Genomic DNA, 17,180 nt, shown 5'->3' with positions numbered 1-17,180 from the left:
ACCCGGTCGGAGATCGACAGCGCCTCGTCCTGGTCGTGCGTGACGACGACGGTCGTCATGCCGAGCCGTTGCTGGATCTCGCGGATGTCCTCGCGGACCCGCACCCGCAGCTTGGCGTCGAGGTTGGAGAGCGGCTCGTCGAGCAGCAGCACTTCGGGCTCCTGGACGAGCGCCCGGGCGAGGGCGACGCGCTGCTGCTCTCCGCCGGAGATGCGCGCCGGGCGGGACTTCTCGTGGTGACTGAGGCCGACGAGCTCGAGCACCTCGCCGACCTTGGTCTCGATGTCGCGCTTGGAGAGCTTGCGCAGCCGCAGGGGGAAGGCGATGTTGTCGAACACCGACATGTGCGGCCAGAGCGCGTAGTTCTGGAAGACCATCGCGGTCGGGCGCCGTTCCGGCCGTAAGGAGGTCACGTCGCGGCCCTCGATCACCACGCTCCCCGAGTCGGGCTCGAGGAAGCCGGCCACCATGCGCAGGGTCGTCGTCTTGCCGCAGCCCGACGGGCCGAGCAGGCAGACCAGCTCGCCCTTGCGCACGACCAGGTCGAGGTTGTCGACGATGGTCCGGCCGCCGAGCACCTTGTGGATGCCCTGGAGGGTGAGACCGCCCTCGTCGGCGCCGGCTGTCGGAGCGGCCGGTGCGAGGGCCGCCCGCGGTGTGTCGGTCGAGAGACGTGCGTCGGTGCTCATCGGATCTGGAACCCTTCTGCGAGCTGGCCGCCCATCACGTGCTTGCGCACGAGGAGGAGCAGGACGGCCGACGGGATCGCGAGGAGGATCGAGAAGACCGCGGCGACCTGGGGCGGGTAGTTGAGGACGAGGGAGTACATCTGGGTGGGCATCGTGATGTATTCCGGGTTGCCGACGAGGTAGGTGCCCTGGGCCTCGTCGAACGACGCGAGAAAGCTCATGATGAGGGCGACGGTGATGCCGGGCATGGCCAGCGGCAGGGTGACCTTGCGCAAGACCGTGAACCGTCCGGCCCCGGCGTCCCGGGCCGCCTCCTCGTAGGACCGGGGCACGGCCGAGAACGCCGCTGCGGGGATCCACGTCATGAAGACCACGGTGCCGAGCACGTGGACGATGACCACGCCGAGGAACGTCGACATGAGGTTGAAGGCGTAGAAGAGCGAGGCGAGGGCGACGAAGAGCCCCATCCTGGGGAAGGCGTTGGTCGCGAACAGCCCGATGAGGAAGACCCGCCGGCCCGGGAAGTCGAAGCGCGAGAAGGCGTATGCCGCGGGGAGGCAGAGCACGGCCGAGACCACCATCGTCACGAAGGCGAACTGGAAGGACAGGACGACGGAGGACTGGAGGTTCGGGTCCTGGAACACCGTGTTCCACCACTGCAGCGTCCAGCCGTCGGGCATCAGGTTGGGGTAGGTCCAGTTGGTGGCGAACGCCCGGACGCCCAGCCAGAGCAGCGGCCCGAGGACGAAGAGGCCGAGGACGATGACGAAGGCGACGCTGAGGACGGGGCCGACGAGGCGGGCCGGTCCGCGGCCCCGCCCGGCGGTCCGGGGCAGCGCCGCGGTCGATGGCGCCGTGGTGTCCGACGTCGTCGGGGTCGTGGTTGCCGGCAGGGTGGGGAGGCTCGTCATGTCACACCCGCCCGCTCGAGGCCGCAGAGCGGTAGTTCGCCCAGACGTAGACCCCGCCGAACCCGGAGGCGACGATGAAGATGACGATCGCCATGACCACCGAGGACTGCGGGAGGTTGAAGGACTGGAAGTAGTCGGCGAGATCCACGCCGAGCATCTTCGGCGCGTTGGGGCCGGTGAAGTAGGGCACCGTGAACGCGCCGAGGGTGCCGATGGCGGTGAAGGTCCCCGCGATGACGGTGGGCACGAGGGCCATCGGCGCGATGATCGACACCACCGTGCGCGGGATCGACGCGCCGGCGTCGCGGGCCGCCTCGATGAGGGCGTCCGGCACGCCCTGGACCCCGGAGACGACCATCAGGGTCGCGAACGGCAGGTTGGTCCAGACCAGGCCGATCACGACCGCGGTGATCGTATAGCCCCAGATCGGCGCCTCAATGCCCACGTGGGCGGCGATCGAGCGCAGGAAGCCGTCGGCGGCGTAGAAAGTGAGGATCGCCCACGAGGCGATGACGACGGGGATGAACATCGGCACGACGGCGAGCGCCGAGAGGATCTTGGCCACCCACGAGTCCGACAGCCGCACGTAGAGCGCGATCCCCCAGGCGAGCACGACCACGATCACGGTGGTCGCGAGGGTCACGAGCACCGTGACGACGAGATCGCGCTGGAACCGGGGATCGGCGAAGACGGTGCGGTAGGCCCCGAAGGTGACCTTGTACCAGGCGTCGACGGTCGACTGCTCCGTCGCGATCGTGCCGATCGTCGAGTTGAGCCCGCCCACCTGGCCCAGGCTGTAGGCCAGGGCCACGAGGATCGGGAAGCCGACGAAGACGGCGACGAGGATCAGCGGCGGGCTCGCCAGCGCGAGCCCGCCCAGGCGGTGGCGGCGAGAGGGCTTCATGCGAAGCCCCTACCGCGGCATACGGATCGGCGGGTCGCTACCCGCGAGGTCACCGTCACTTGCCGGGGACGTTCTGGTCCCAGAGGTTGTTGATGTCCGTCGCGTGGTCCGAGTTGTAGCCGGGGCGGAGGTTCTGGGTGTCGGCGCCGGCGAACTTCGCCTGCGTCGCGGCCGGCAGCTTGTCGAGGGCGATGGCGGGGTAGCCGGCGATCTTGTCGGCGACCTTGGCCTGCTCCTCGGGCTGGAGGACGAAGTCGATGAACTTCCAGGCGAGGTCCTGGTTCTTCGACGCTTTGGTGACACCGAGGTAGGACGCGCCACCGGTGAAGGACGGGTCGGTGATCTGCTGCGCCATCATGGTCGCGGGGATCGTGCCCGCCGCCTTGCCGGAGATGAACTGGTCGGACCACACCGGCGCCATGTCGATCTGACCCGACGAGAGCAGCTGCAGGGTCTGGTTGTTGCCGTTGGGGTAGACGCCCTTCTGGAAGACGTAGGGGTTGAGCCCGGCGAGGGTCGCCCAGCCCGGGTCCCAGTCCTTCTCGAGCGCCTTGTCGTAGCCGGTGGTCATCGTGTCGCGGTCGGCCGCCGGCACGTTGCTGTCGAGCACCGTGGTGACGAACGCGCCGCCCGAGCCACCGGTCTTGGGCGAGTTGTAGGTGAACCGGCCGGGGTTGGCCTTGATCCAGGCCAGGAGCTCCACGAGGGTCTTCGGCGGGTTGCTGACCTTGGCCGGGTTGTAGGCGAGCAGGACCGAGGACGCCCGGTAGGGCACGGCGCCGGGCCCACCCGCGGCGAGGACCTTCTGGTCGACGGTCGCGAGATTGGTAACCTTGCTCGTGTCGGTCGCGAGGAGGCCTGCGGCGGCGGCCTTCGGGACGGAGCTCGCCGTGACGTCCATGGCCGGCGCCCGGTTCTGGGCGGTGGCGGCCGCGAGCTTGGCGTAGTTGGCCTGGTCGTTGGTGCCGTGCAGGTCGAAGACGAGCTTGACCGAGGTGCCGGGGTACTTCTTCTCGAAGTCGGGGATGAGGACCTTCTGGAACAGGTCCTGGATGTTGGTGTCGTCGCTCGCGGCGACGGTGATCGACGTCCCGCCTGCGGTGGCGGCACCTCCGGACGTCCCGGACGAGCAGGCGGCGAGGGTCAGGGCGAGCGGCGCGAGGCACGCGGCCGCGACAACGGTGGTTGGGCGCATGGGCATCACTGTCGTTGTTCTGGTGCGTCATTCGCAAGGGCTCACGGCGAGTTCGCCAGAAAGTCACCACATAGAGGCTGACAAGCAAGATGGTTGTCAGGTCGTGTCCACCGGGGCGAGTCGGAACCAGCGTGACGGGGAAGACACGGCACCGGCTGGTCGGGGCAGCACCGCACTGCCTAAGGTCAGGGAGTATGAGCGACGTCGCAGGCAGCGAGGGTGGGCTCGAGGAGCCGGCCGGGCCTGAGCAGGGCTCGCTCGCCCTGGCCGCTCCCGAGGACACCGCCGTCCTCGCCGACTGGGAGAACGCCGCGGCGGGGGTCCTGCGGAAGGCCCGGCGGATGACCGCCGAGGATCCCGATGCCCTCGTCTGGGAGAAGCTCACCCGCACCACCCTCGACGACATCGCGGTCAGTCCTCTCGGCACCCGCGCGCTCCTCGAGGACGTGGAGACGTCCGGACGCCCCTCTCGACAGGGTGACTGGGACATCCGGGCCCACCTCGGGTCGGCCGATGGCGTGGAGCCGGCCGCCGGCAACGAGCTCCTCCTCACCGACCTCGACGGTGGCGTCACGTCGCTGTGGCTCGCAGTCACCGCCGACACCGACCTCGACCGGTTGCTGGAGGGCGTCCTGCTCAATCTCGCCCCGGTGGTCCTCGACGCACCGGCCGACCCGGTGGCCTGCGCGACGGCGTTCACCGCACTGCTGACCGGCCGCGGCGTCACGCCGGCCGCCGGCACCAACCTCGGGGCCGACCCGGTGGCAGCCCGGCTGCGGGGGACGTCTGGTGCGGGCGTCAACCGTGACGCCCATGCCGACCTCGTCGCGGTCGCCGGCCTCGCGCGGGCCGCGGGGACCCTCGGGGTGGTGGTCGACGCGACGGCGGTCCACGACCTCGGGGCCAGTGACGGGCAGGAGCTCGGCTACTCGATGGCCGTCGCCGCGGCTTACCTCCGCATCCTCACCGCCGCGGGGATCGGCCTCGACGAAGCGGTCTCGCTCATCGAGTTCCGTTACGCCGCAACGGTCGAGCAGTTCCCGACCATCGCCAAGATCCGGGCCGCGCGCCGGTTGTGGGCGCGGGTCCTCGAGCTCTGCGGCGCCACCGGGATGCCGCAGCGGCAGCACGTCGTCACGAGCCGCCCGATGATGAGCCGCTACGACAGCGCCACCAACATGATCCGCACGACCGTCGCTGCGTTCGCCGCCGGCGTCGGAGGCGCCGACGCCGTCACCGTGCTGCCGTTCGACAGCCCTCTCGGCCGGCCCGAGACCCTCGGCCGCCGGGTTGCCCGCAACACCTCGGCCCTCCTCATCTCCGAGTCGCACCTCGCGAGGGTCGCCGACCCCGCCGGAGGCGCGTATGCCGTGGAGCGGCTCACCGACGACCTCGCCGCCGCTGGGTGGGCCGAGCTCGGCCGCCTCGACGCGGCAGGCGGGGTCGTCGCCGCGGTGGACGACGGTTCGCTGCTGGCCCGGATCGACGAGACGGTCGCCCGGCGCGAGTCCGAGGTCGCGCGCCGACGCCGGCCGATCACCGGGCTCACGGAGTTCCCGGACCTCGCCGAGACCCTGCCGCACCGCTCTCCGGATCTCGGGGCCGCGCCGGTTCGGCGCTACGGCGCGAGCTTCGAGGCGCTGCGCGACGACCCGGCGACCACACACGTCTTCCTCGCCACCCTCGGCACGATCGCGGCCCACACGGCACGAGCGACGTTTGCCATCAACCTCTTTGCTGCTGGTGGCATCGACGTGGACGTCGCCGGTGCGACCACCGGCACGGCCGACGTCCTGGCGGCCTACGACGGGCAGCCGGTGGCCTGCCTCGCCGGTGCCGACGCGGCATACGCGGCCTGGGGGGTTGACGCGGCCCAAGCGCTGCGGGAGGCCGGGGCCGGCTGGATCCTGGTCGCCGGGAAGCCGATGGAGGGCACCGACGACGCCTGCGCGGTTGGCGTCGACGCGCTCGAGTTCCTCACTCGCACAAGGGAGAAGCTGCGATGACGATCCCCGGGTCCTTCGCTGGACTACCGCTTGCCAATGGGCCGCACACCACCGCCACGCCCGCTGCGACGACCGCGCCGTGGACCTCGCCGGAGGGCATCGACATCCTCCCGGTCTACGACCCGGAGCACCTCGAGCGCCTCGACGCCCTCGACACCTGGCCGGGGCTCAGTCCCTTCCTGCGCGGCCCCTACCCCACGATGTACACCACCCAGCCCTGGACGATCCGGCAGTACGCCGGCTTCTCCACCGCCGAGGCGTCCAACGCCTTCTACCGCCGCAACCTCGCGGCGGGCCAGAAGGGGCTGTCCGTCGCGTTCGACCTCGCGACCCACCGCGGCTACGACTCCGACCACCCGCGGGTCCGCGGCGACGTCGGCATGGCGGGCGTCGCGATCGACTCGATCTATGACACGAGAACGCTGTTCGACGGCATACCGCTCGACGAGATGTCCGTGTCGATGACGATGAACGGCGCCGTCCTGCCCGTCCTCGCCCTCTACATCGCGGCCGCCGAGGAGCAGGGGGTGAAGCCGGAGCAGCTGATGGGGACGATCCAGAACGACATCCTCAAGGAGTTCATGGTCCGCAACACCTACATCTACCCGCCCGCCCCCTCGATGCGGATCATCTCCGACATCTTCAGCTACACCTCGGCGCGGATGCCCCGCTTCAACTCGATCTCGATCTCGGGCTACCACATCCAGGAGGCAGGTGCGACAGCCGATCTCGAGCTGGCCTACACCCTGGCCGACGGCGTCGAATACATCCGCGCCGGGCTCGACACGGGGATGACGATCGACGAGTTCGCGCCGCGGCTGTCGTTCTTCTGGGCCATCGGGATGAACTTCTTCATGGAGGTCGCCAAGCTGCGGGCGGCGCGCGCCCTCTGGGCCCGGCTGGTGCGCGACTTCGCGCCCACCAACCCCAAGTCGCTCAGCCTGCGCACCCACAGCCAGACGAGCGGCTGGTCGCTGACCGCCCAGGACGTCTACAACAACGTCGGCCGCACCTGCATCGAGGCGATGGCCTCGACGCAGGGCCACACCCAGTCGCTGCACACCAACGCCCTCGACGAGGCGATCGCCCTGCCGACCGACTTCTCGGCGCGGATCGCGCGCAACACCCAGCTGCTGCTCCAGCAGGAGAGCGGGACCACCCAGACCATCGACCCCTGGGCCGGCTCCTACTACGTCGAGCGGCTCACCCACGACCTCGCCGAGCGGGCGTGGGCCCACATCCAGGAGGCCGAGCAGGCCGGCGGCATGGCCCGGGCCATCGAGCAGGGCATCCCCAAGCTGCGCATCGAGGAGGCGGCCGCCCGCACCCAGGCGCGGATCGACTCCGGCTCGCAGCGGGTCATCGGCATCAACACCTACCGGCTCGCGACCGAGGACAAGCTCGACGTGCTGCGGGTCGACAACGACGACGTCCATCGCCAGCAGATCGCCAAGCTCGAGCGGCTGCGGGCCGAGCGGGACGACGAGCAGGTGCGCTCCAGCCTCGAGGCGCTGACGGCCTCCGCCGAGCGGGGGCCCCAGAAGGGGTCGCTCGACGGCAACCTGCTCGCCCTGGCCGTCGACGCCGCCCGTGCGAAGGCGACCGTCGGCGAGATCTCCGACGCGCTGGAGAAGGTCTACGGACGGCACCAGGCGGTGATCCGGACGATCAGCGGAGTCTTCCGCGACGAGTCCGGCACCGCCGGTGGCGGCCTCGTGCTGCAGGTCGTCGACGCGACGGCGGAGTTCGAGGAGGCCGAGGGGCGGCGGCCCCGCATCCTCGTCGCCAAGATGGGCCAGGACGGGCACGACCGCGGCCAGAAGGTCATCGTCTCCGCCTTCGCCGACATGGGCTTCGACGTCGACGTGGGCCCCCTTTTCTCCACGCCGGAGGAGGTCGCCCAGCAGGCCATCGACGCCGACGTCCACATCGTCGGGGTCTCGTCGCTGGCCGCCGGACACCTCACCCTGCTGCCCGCGCTGAAGGCGGCGCTCGCGGAGCAGGGGCGCCCCGACATCATGGTCGTCATCGGTGGCGTCATCCCGCCCGACGACGTCCCCCGGCTGCGCGAGATGGGGGCTGCGGCGGTCTTCCTGCCCGGCACCGTGATCGCCGAGTCCGCGCTCGACCTGCTCGCGCGGCTGCGCGAGACGCTCGACGCGGACGGCCGCTGAGCCGCGCGTGGCGCTCGCTCCCGCGGAGCCCGGTATGCCGGTGAGCCCGTGAGTCCCACCCCGGTCGACGTCGGGGCGCTCGTCGACGGCATACGGGCCGGGCGACGGGCCGCGGTGGCGCAGGCCATCACCCTCGTCGAGTCGTCGAGGCGCGAGCACCGGCTGGCCGCGCGGGACCTGCTCTCGGCGCTCGTGGCAGCACCGGCTCGCCCGACTCGCCCGACTCGCCCGACTCCCCCGACTCCCCCGACTCCCTCACCCGGGCCGCTCGACTCCGAGTCGAGCCACTCGACTCCCTCACCCGAGCCGCTCGACTCCGAGTCGAACGGATCAGGTATGCCGCGGGGCAGCGAGACCGGGGTCCGCTCGCCCGCGATCCGGGTCGGCATCTCCGGCGTGCCGGGGGTCGGCAAGTCGACCTTCATCGAGGCCCTCGGCAGCCGGCTCACCGCCGCTGGGCACCGGGTCGGGGTCCTCGCCGTCGACCCGTCGTCGATCCGCACCGGCGGCTCGGTCCTCGGCGACAAGACCCGGATGGCCCGCCTCGGCGCCGACCCCCGCGCCTTCATCCGCCCCTCTCCGGCCGCGGGCACCCTGGGCGGGGTCGCTCGGGCGACGGTCCAGGCGATGACGGTGCTCGAGGCGGCCGGCTACGACATCGTCCTCGTCGAGACCGTCGGCGTGGGGCAGTCGGAGGTCACGGTCGCGGGGATGGTCGACACGTTCCTCTTCCTCGCCCTCGCCCGCACCGGCGACCAGCTGCAGGGCATCAAGAAGGGCATCCTCGAGATCGCCGACGTCGTCGCCGTCAACAAGGCCGACGGCGACCGCGAGACCGAGGCGAAGTCCGCCGCCCGCGAGCTCGCCGGCGCACTGCGCCTCGTCCGCGGCCGGGGCGAGTGGGCGCCTCCGGTCGTGACCTGCTCGGGGCTGCACGACGTCGGCGTCGAGGAGCTCTGGCAGCAGGTGCTCGTCCACCGCGAGCACCTGGGCATCGACGGCCTCGCCGACAAACGCGCCCGCCAGCAGCTCGACTTCACCTGGGCGCTCGTGCGCGACGAGCTCGACCAGCGGCTGCGCCACTCGGGCGGTGTCCGCGCGATCCGCGACGAGGTCCGGGCCGCAGTGCTCGCCGGGGAGCTCCCGGCGACCGTCGCCGCGGACCGGCTGCTCGCGGCATACGACGAAGGCTGACCGGTCCGTCCCTTCCGTCCGGTCCCCGGAGGGCCCTTGACGCTGCGTCAACCCCCCGGGGTGGGACGCGAGGGTGGGTCAGAGGCGAGCGATGACGGCGTCCAGCATCGGCTCGGTGAGCCTGCGGGTGAAGGTGTTCTGCTGGCTCACGTGATAGCTGCCGACGAGCCGGATCACCCGTCCGTCGGGGGTCTCGAGCACAGCCTCGGCGCCGTGCCCGAAGCGCGGTTTGGGCCGCGGCGCCAGCCACCCGAGCCGGCGGGCACTCGCGAGCGCCGCGTCCCAGGCAATGCCACCGAGCGCCATCATCGAGCGCAGCCCGGGGGCCGCGAGCTGCAGGTCGCGATCGAGCCAGTGGCCGCACGTGTCGCGCTCGGCCGGCGTCGGCTTGTTCGCCGGAGGCGCGCACCGGACCGCTGCCACGATCCGTATGCCGCGCAGCACCTGCCCGTCCCCGCTCGCGGTGCTCGTCGGGAGGCTGGCGAAGCCGCCGCGGTGGAGCGCGGCATACAGCCAGTCACCGCTGCGGTCGCCGGTGAACATCCGCCCGGTCCGGTTGGTGCCGTTCGCCGCCGGCGCGAGCCCGACGACGAGGACCTCAACCGCCGCAGGATCGGGGTCACCGAAGCCTGGTCCGGGCCGGCCCCAGTAGGGCTGCTCGGCGAAGGACGCCCGCATGCCCGTCGTCGCGACCGACTCCCGCCACTCGACGAGCCGGGGGCAGGCGCGGCATACGGAGATCCGGGCGTCGAGCTCGCCCACCGTCGTCGTGGAGACCGCCAGCCGACGCACCTGTGCGTCCGAGCGGGCGACCGGCGTCGAGGCGTCGGCCGGGTCGCCGGGCCATCCCGTGCCCGGTGGGACGGGCGAGCGGAACGGCGCCCCGGTCACGGGATGGGTGCGCGCTTCCTCTGGCATCCCCGCATGCTGCCACGGGTAGGTTGACTCGATAGTAGGCAGGCGGGTGTGAAAGTGTCGCCTCGCCAGGCACGTTGCGCACCGCACCACGAGACCGAGCGACCGGTATGCCGGCCCAGGTCCGATCCCGAACAGGAGGCACCCGTGACCTTCCGACGGATCGCGGTCGTCAACCGCGGGGAGGCCGCCATGCGGCTGATCCACGCCGTCCGCGACCTCAACGCCGAGAACGGCAGCACCATCGAGGTCGTCGCCCTGCACACAGAGGGCGAGCGCCGAGCGATGTTCGTCCGCGAGGCCGACCTCGCCGTCAACCTGGGGCCGGCGTCCGCCCGGCCCTACCTCGACCACGCCGTCCTCGAGCGCGCCCTCGTCGGCTGCGGCGCCGACGCCGCCTGGGTCGGCTGGGGCTTCGTCGCGGAGGACCCGGCCTTCGCCGAGCTCTGCGCCGGGATCGGCGTCACGTTCATCGGCCCGAGCCCGGACGCCATGCGCCAGCTCGGCGACAAGATCGGCTCCAAGCTGCTGGCCGAGAAGGTCGGAGTGCCCGTCGCCCCGTGGAGCCGCGGCGCGGTCGACACCCTCGAGGACGCGATCGCGGCCGGCAACGCCATCGGCTACCCCCTCATGCTGAAGGCCACCGCCGGAGGGGGCGGGCGCGGCATCCGCGTCATCACCTCGGACGCCGACCTCGTCGAGTCCTACGTCCGCACCCGCGACGAGGCGCAGCGCGCGTTCGGCAGCGGTGTCGTCTTCCTCGAGAAGCTCGTCACGGGGGCACGCCACGTCGAGGTGCAGGTCATCGCCGACGGCCAGGGCACCGCGTGGGCCCTCGGCGTGCGCGACTGCTCGATCCAGCGCCGCAACCAGAAGGTCATCGAGGAGTCGGCCTCCCCGGTCCTCGATCCCGAACAGGTGAGCGAGCTCAAGGCCAGCGCCGAGCGACTCGCCGTCGAGGTCGCGTATGCCGGTGCCGGCACCGTCGAGTTCCTCTACCACCCGCAGGGCAAATTCTTTGCCTTCCTCGAGGTCAACACCCGCCTGCAGGTCGAGCACCCGATTACCGAGGTCACGACCGACCTCGACCTCGTCAAGGCCCAGATCCACATCGCCGGGGGCGGCCGTCTCGAGGGAGTCGCACCGGTCGAGAAGGGCCACGCCATCGAGGCGCGGCTCAACGCCGAGGACCCCGACCGCGACTTCGCGCCGTCACCCGGGCGGATCGTCCTGCTCAACCTGCCCGCCGGGCCCGGCATCCGGGTCGACACCGGCGTCGGCGAGGGCGACACGGTCCCGGCCGACTTCGACTCGATGATCGCCAAGATCATCGCCTACGGTCGCGACCGCGCCGAGGCCCTCGGCCGGCTGCGTCGCGCGATCGCCGAGACGACCGTCGTCATCGACGGCGGCGCCACCAACAAGAGCTTCGTGCTCGAGCTCCTCGGCCAGCCGGAAGTCATCGACGGCTCCGCCGACACGGGGTGGATCGACCGGGTCCGTGGCGAGGGACGCCTCGTGGCCCACGCCCACTCGGGAATCGCGTTGGTAGCGGCCGGGATCGAGGCCTACGAGGAGGAGGAGGACGTCGAGGTGGCGCGGCTCCTCGACACCGCCCGCGGCGGACGTCCGCAGGTGCAGCACGAGGTGGGGCGGGCCGTCGAGCTCAAGCTACGGGGCACGGCGTACCAGGTCCTCACGACCCGCATCGGCCCGCAGCGCTTCCGCGTGGCCATCGACGACCTGCCCGTCGTCGACGCCGACCTCGACCGCATCGACGACTACGCGAGCCGGCTGACGGTCGAGGGGTCCCGCTACCGCCTCGTCACCGCGAGCCACGGATCGGTCCACCTCGTCGAGGTGGACGGGACGACCCACCGCGTCAGCCGCGACGAGGGCGGCGTGCTCCGTTCTCCCGCACCGGCGCTCGTCGTCGCGACCCCCGTCGCCCAAGGCGGCACCGTCGCTGCCGGCGCTCCCGTCCTCGTGCTCGAGAGCATGAAGATGGAGACGGTCATCCCGGCCCCCTTCGCCGCGACCGTCAAGGAGCTGCTCGTCGCCGTGGGGAGCCAGGTCGAGACCGGCGCGCAGCTGATGCGTCTCGAGCCCACCGGTGACGACGGCGACGACAGTGCGGGTGCGCCGCAGGACGCCGTCGTCATCGACCTCGCCCTCCCGCTGCCCGAGCCCGCAGGATCCGCGAACACGCAGGTAAGAGAGGGTCTTACGGACCTGCGGGGGATGCTGATGGGCTATGACATCGACCCGCGGGACGAGGGGCGAACGCTCGCCGACTACCTCGTCGCGCGGCGCCAGGTCGCGCGTGAGGGCCGCGCGCCGGTGGCCGAGGAGCTCGACCTGATGCGGGTGTTCGCCGACTTCGCCGAGCTCTCGCGCAACCGGCCAGCCGGGCAGGAGCGGCACGTCGAGAACCGCGTCCACTCCCCCCGGGAGTTCTTCCATACCTACCTCCAGAGCCTCGACCCCGACCGCGGCGACCTCACCGAGGAGTTCCGGACCAAGCTGAAGCGGGTGCTCGGCCACTACGGGGTCGAGTCGTTCGAGCGCAGCCGCGACCTCGACGACGCCGTCTTCCGCGTCTTCCTCGCCCAGCAGCGCTCCACGCCCGAGGTGGCCGTCGCCATGGCCCTCCTGCAGCGGTGGATCGGTGAACCCCCACCGGTGGCGCCGCTCGATGCCACCGCCCGTGACGTCCTCGACCGACTCGTCCTCGCGACGCAGCTGCGCTTCCCCATCGTCGGCGACCTCGCGCGGAGCGTGCGGTTCCGCTGGTTCGACCAGCCCCTCGTCGACGCGGAGCGGGCCGCCATCCTCGCCGGTGTCGGCGACGAGGTGACGGCGCTGGCCGCCGACCCCGACGTGGCTGACTACGCACAGCGGATCGATGCCCTGGCCTCGATCCCGGAGCAGATCGTCAAGTTCCTCGGTGAGCGGATCGAGCACGAGCTCCCCGATGTCGAGCCGATGCTCGAGGTGCTCGTCAAGCGCCACTACCGTGAGTACGAGCTCACCGGCCTCACCACGTCGAGCGCCGAAGGCCGCCCGTTCGCGACCGCCGACTACACCCTCGACGACCGGCCGACCCACCTGGTGACGACGATCGGTCGGGTCGACGAGCTCGTCCCCGGGAACGCCCTCGTCGAGGCCGTCACGGCCGAGGTCGCTCACGCCGCGGCGGGGCAGCAGACCGTCGTCGACCTCTACCTCGCGTGGAGCACCTGCCCCACCAGCCCCGACGAGGCGTCCGCCGCGCTCGTCACCGTCCTCGACGCGCTTCCCTTCTCCCATCAGGTCCGTCGCGTCGCGATCGCCGTCGCCCCGGGAGGAGGCCGCGAGGTCGGCTACTTCACGTTCCGGCCCCTGCCGGGCGGCGGTGTCGTCGAGGACGACCTCGTCCGCGGGGTCCATCCCATGGTCGGTCGGCGGCTCAACCTCTGGCGGCTGCGCGAGTTCGACCTCACGCGCGTCGACGCACCCGAGGACGTCCTGCTGCTGCACGCCGTCGCCAAGAACAACCGGTCCGACCAGCGCCTCGTCGCGCTGGCCCAGGTCCAGTTCGGCGTCGTCCGCGACGACGTTACCGGGCAGGTCGCTTCGCTCCCCCACGTCGAGCGCGCCATCACCTCCTGCCTGGAGGCCATCCGCCGCGCCCGCGCCTCCCGCGGGGTGAGCGGCGCCAAGCTCGACACCAACCTCGTGTGGCTGCACGTCTGGCCGGTCATCGAGGCCGAACTGGAGCAGATCACCGGCCTGCAGGACAAGATCGCCCCGCTCACGGTGGGCGCTGGCATCGACGAGATCTACGCCGAGGGCCGCGTGGCCACCTCCGACGGGGGCTCCGCGCCGATCTCGGCCCGCTTCTCATACCAGGCCGGCTCCGGTGTCGTCTCGGCCCTCGGAATGCCCGCGACCGAGCTGCTCAAGCCGGTCGACGACTACCAGCAGAAGGTCCTGCGCGCCCGCCGCCGCGGCACGGTCTACCCCTACGAGATGCAGGCGATGGTCGCCGGCCCCGGTGGCTCGTCGGTGGAGTACGACCTCGACGGCAGCCGTCGGCTCGTCCCCGTCGACCGGCCCTACGGCAACAACGTCGCCGGGATCATCGCCGGCGTCGTCACGACGAAGACCGCCCTGCACCCCGAGGGCATCTCGCGCGTCATCCTCAGCGGCGACCCCACCCGCGCGCTCGGTGCCGTCGCCGAGGCGGAGTGCGCCCGCGTCATCGCGGCGCTGGATCTCGCCGAGGAGATGCGGATCCCCGTCGAGTGGTATGCCCTGTCCGCCGGCGCCCGCATCTCGATGGACTCCGGCACCGAGAACATGGACTGGGTCGCCCGCGCCCTCAAGCGGATCATCGAGTTCACTCAAGGTGGCGGCGAGATCAACATCGTCGTCGCGGGGATCAATGTCGGCGCCCAGCCCTACTGGAACGCCGAGGCGACGATGCTCATGCACACCAAGGGGATCCTCGTGATGACCCCGGACAGCGCGATGGTGCTGACCGGCAAGCAGTCGCTCGACTTCTCCGGTGGCGTCTCGGCCGAGGACAACTTCGGCATCGGCGGCTACGACCGCGTCATGGGCCCCAACGGCCAGGCCCAGTACTGGTCCCCGGACCTCGCCGGCTCGCTCGCGATCCTCCTCGCGCACTACGACCACACCTACGTCACCCCGGGTGAGTCCTCGCCGCGCCGCGCGGTGACGAGCGATCCCTCGGATCGGGACATCACGGCATACCCCCACGAGCTGGCGGGCAGCGACTTCACCACGGTCGGCGACATCTTCTCGGCGACGACGAACCCCGACCGCAAGAAGGCCTTCGACATCCGCACGCTGATGCGGGCCATCGCCGACCAGGACCACCCGACCCTCGAGCGGTGGGCGGGCATGACGGACGCCGAGACGGCCGTCGTGCAGGACGCCCATCTCGGCGGATATCCGGTGTGCCTGCTCGGGATCGAGTCCAAGACGGTGCCGCGTCGCGGGTTCCCACCCACCGACGGCCCCGACACCTATACCGCCGGCACGCTCTTCCCCCGCTCGTCCAAGAAGGCGGCCCGGGCGATCAACGCCGCCAGCGGCAACCGGCCGCTCGTCGTCCTCGCGAACCTCTCGGGCTTCGACGGGTCGCCCGAGTCGATGCGCGCCCTGCAGCTCGAGTACGGCGCCGAGATCGGGCGGGCCATCGTCAACTTCGACGGACCGATCGTCTTCTGCGTCATCTCCCGCTACCACGGCGGCGCGTTCGTCGTCTTCTCCAAGGCCCTCAACCCCCAGATGACCGTGCTGGCCATCGAGGGGTCGTTCGCCTCGGTCATCGGCGGGGCCCCGGCCGCGGCCGTGGTCTTCACGGCCGACGTCGACGCACGCACCGCGTCCGACGACCGGGTGCGCGAGGTCGAGGGACGCCTCGCCGCGGCCTCGGGAGCCGAGCGGGCAGCCCTGGCCGCCGAGCTCGCCGACACCCGGCAGGGTGTGCGGGCGGAGAAGCTCGGCCAGGTCGCCGCGGAGTTCGACTCGGTGCACAGCATCCACCGCGCGGTGAAAGTCGGCTCGGTCGACGCGGTCATCGAGGCCGCGCGGTTGCGCCCGGAGATCATCTCCGCGATCGAGCGGGGGCTCGCCGCACGGGCGTGACACCATGGTCTCGACACGTCATCGGGAGGCCTCATGCACGACCAGCCACAGGCCCCGGCGGGCTGGTACCCCGCCGGTGGCGTCCAGCGCTACTGGGACGGTGGGGCCTGGACGGAGCACACCGCCCCGATCGCGTCACCGCAGGACGCGCGCCCGTATGCCGCCCGCCCCTACACCGCCCGTGGCCTCGTCCAGACCCCGTACGGCATGATGCCGGCCACCCAGGTGGCGCCCAAGAACCCCGCCCTCGCGCTGCTCGCGTCAGTGCTCGTGCCCGGCCTCGGCACGATGCTGAACGGTGAGGGCGGCAAGGGGGCGGGCATCCTGATCGGCTACCTCGTCTGCATCCCGTTGTCGTTCGTCCTCGTCGGCATCCCGGGGATGCTGGCGTTCTGGGTCTGGGGCATGGTCGACGGCTACCAGGGCGCGCAGCGCTGGAACGCCCGCTACGGCATCCTCAGCTGATCCGCCGCGCGGCCGGCGACACAGGGGAGATCAGCCGTTCGGACGATACGGTTCCATCCTCTTGACTGATCCTTGACCCTTGTCACGGTGACAGGATTTCGTTCAGCGGAGAGAAGGACCGGAAGCGCAGCATCCCCTGCATCTGGTCGCGCTCGATGCGGCTACACGGGATCTGGCGCCTCTGGTTGCCTGCAACGTCGTCGGGGGACACGGTGCAGCACGCAACCAGGGGCGCTGTCGTGTGCGTTGGCAGTCGGCCCGCGTGCAGAACCGGGCAGGTGACCAGTTCTGCACGCCGCCGCCTGGCCTACGTGCAGAACCGGGCAGCTGACCAGTTCTGTATGCCGCCCGCCCCCGCCTACCGCCGGGCAGCGCCTCGGGCTGCGGCCGTTGCCGTGACGAAGGCCGCCAGCTCCACGGCCATCGACTCCGGCTCCCAGGAGTGATGCGCACCGGGCATCCTCTTGGACGTGGCGTGGGGCATCGCCGTGGTGAGCCGGCCCATGGCCTCGATCATGATCGGGTAGGTCTCGGCCCCCACGAGCACCTCGACCGGCACCCGGATGCCGGCACACAGGTCGGCCAGCGGCGCCGACTCGGCCCAGGCGAGCGACTCCCCGTCGGAGACGACACTAACGACCTGGGCCACGAGATCGGCCCACATCGGCGAGCGCTGGATCCCCTCGAGGAACTCCGGCGGCATGTCCTTCATGTAGTGCAGCTGCGCTGCCTCGAGGTCCCCGAGGGCGATCAGCCGATCCACCTCGGCGGCCCACTCGCGTGCTCCGCCGTCCGGCGGCCCGATCGGCGCCTCGAAGAGCGCGAGCCCGTCGACCGGCAGGCCCGAGGCAGCGGCGGCGAGCGAGATTGAGCACCCCGACGAGTGACCGCAGAGCACCGCGCTCCCGCCGACGACCTCGAGGAGGGCGGCGATGGTCGTGAGCTCGCGGGCAAGATCGAGCCGACCCTGCGCCGGGCTCTCACCCCGACCGAGCCGGTCGTAGACCACTGCCGAGACCCCCGAGCCGGCCACGGCCTGCGCGGTCGCCGTCGTGACGGGATCGATCGC

Annotated in this window: 11 protein-coding genes; 5 read left to right on the top strand and 6 right to left on the bottom strand. The window is 71.4% G+C overall.

Going from position 1 to position 17,180, the window contains the following annotated elements:
- The 4 genes from Q0R63_RS13745 to Q0R63_RS13730 form a co-directional block, all read right to left on the bottom strand.
- A partial coding sequence (locus Q0R63_RS13745) for an ABC transporter ATP-binding protein (RefSeq protein WP_295698256.1) occupies positions 1-689 on the bottom strand: 689 nt, incomplete at its 3' end.
- On the bottom strand, positions 686-1,600 hold the full coding sequence (locus tag Q0R63_RS13740) for an ABC transporter permease (RefSeq protein ID WP_295698252.1): 915 nt from the start codon (positions 1,598-1,600) through the stop codon (positions 686-688). The genes Q0R63_RS13740 and Q0R63_RS13745, both read right to left, overlap by 4 nt.
- Before the next feature lies 1 nt (position 1,601).
- Complete coding sequence (locus Q0R63_RS13735; RefSeq protein ID WP_295698249.1) at positions 1,602-2,504, bottom strand: ABC transporter permease subunit; 903 nt, start codon at positions 2,502-2,504, stop codon at positions 1,602-1,604.
- Positions 2,505-2,559: 55 nt separating this feature from the next.
- The gene (locus Q0R63_RS13730) at positions 2,560-3,699 is read right to left on the bottom strand and encodes an extracellular solute-binding protein (protein ID WP_295698246.1); all 1,140 of its coding nucleotides are present in this window, start codon (positions 3,697-3,699) and stop codon (positions 2,560-2,562) included.
- Between the two features lie 194 nt (positions 3,700-3,893).
- Here Q0R63_RS13730 and Q0R63_RS13725 point away from each other — a divergent pair, with 194 nt between their 5' ends.
- Genes Q0R63_RS13725 through meaB form a run of 3 tightly spaced genes read left to right on the top strand, consistent with a single transcriptional unit; the run spans position 3,894 to position 9,073 of the window.
- Positions 3,894-5,705 carry a methylmalonyl-CoA mutase family protein gene (locus tag Q0R63_RS13725; RefSeq protein ID WP_295698244.1) on the top strand — a complete coding sequence of 604 codons (1,812 nt, stop codon included), beginning with the start codon at positions 3,894-3,896 and terminating at the stop codon, positions 5,703-5,705.
- Entirely contained in the window at positions 5,702-7,879 is a 2,178-nt protein-coding gene (scpA, locus tag Q0R63_RS13720) for a methylmalonyl-CoA mutase (RefSeq protein WP_295698243.1), read from the top strand. The genes Q0R63_RS13725 and scpA overlap by 4 nt, the downstream gene beginning before the upstream one ends.
- A gap of 48 nt (positions 7,880-7,927) precedes the next feature.
- Positions 7,928-9,073 (top strand): methylmalonyl Co-A mutase-associated GTPase MeaB, encoded by a 1,146-nt coding sequence (gene meaB, locus Q0R63_RS13715; protein WP_295698241.1) that lies wholly within the window; start codon positions 7,928-7,930, stop codon positions 9,071-9,073.
- 78 nt (positions 9,074-9,151) lie between these two features.
- Here meaB and Q0R63_RS13710 read toward each other — a convergent pair whose 3' ends face one another.
- Positions 9,152-9,991 (bottom strand): uracil-DNA glycosylase, encoded by an 840-nt coding sequence (locus Q0R63_RS13710; protein WP_295698239.1) that lies wholly within the window; start codon positions 9,989-9,991, stop codon positions 9,152-9,154.
- 144 nt (positions 9,992-10,135) lie between these two features.
- Between Q0R63_RS13710 and Q0R63_RS13705 the strand changes: the two genes are divergently transcribed.
- Positions 10,136-15,646, top strand: coding sequence for a carboxyl transferase domain-containing protein (locus Q0R63_RS13705; RefSeq protein ID WP_295698236.1), 5,511 nt, complete (start codon positions 10,136-10,138; stop codon positions 15,644-15,646).
- A 33-nt stretch (positions 15,647-15,679) separates the two neighbouring features.
- Positions 15,680-16,111 (top strand): DUF2510 domain-containing protein, encoded by a 432-nt coding sequence (locus tag Q0R63_RS13700; protein WP_295698233.1) that lies wholly within the window; start codon positions 15,680-15,682, stop codon positions 16,109-16,111.
- Positions 16,112-16,469: 358 nt separating this feature from the next.
- On the opposite strand, the gene Q0R63_RS13695 is transcribed toward Q0R63_RS13700, so the two are convergent.
- Positions 16,470-17,180 (bottom strand): alpha/beta hydrolase (locus Q0R63_RS13695; protein WP_295698230.1); only part of this gene is annotated, 711 nt, incomplete at its 5' end.

Source organism: Lapillicoccus sp. (genome assembly GCF_025353065.1).
Taxonomy (GTDB): Bacteria; Actinomycetota; Actinomycetes; order Actinomycetales; family Dermatophilaceae; genus Lapillicoccus.
Note: the sequence above shows the minus strand (reverse complement) of the source record. Positions and strands in the feature narration are given on the sequence as shown.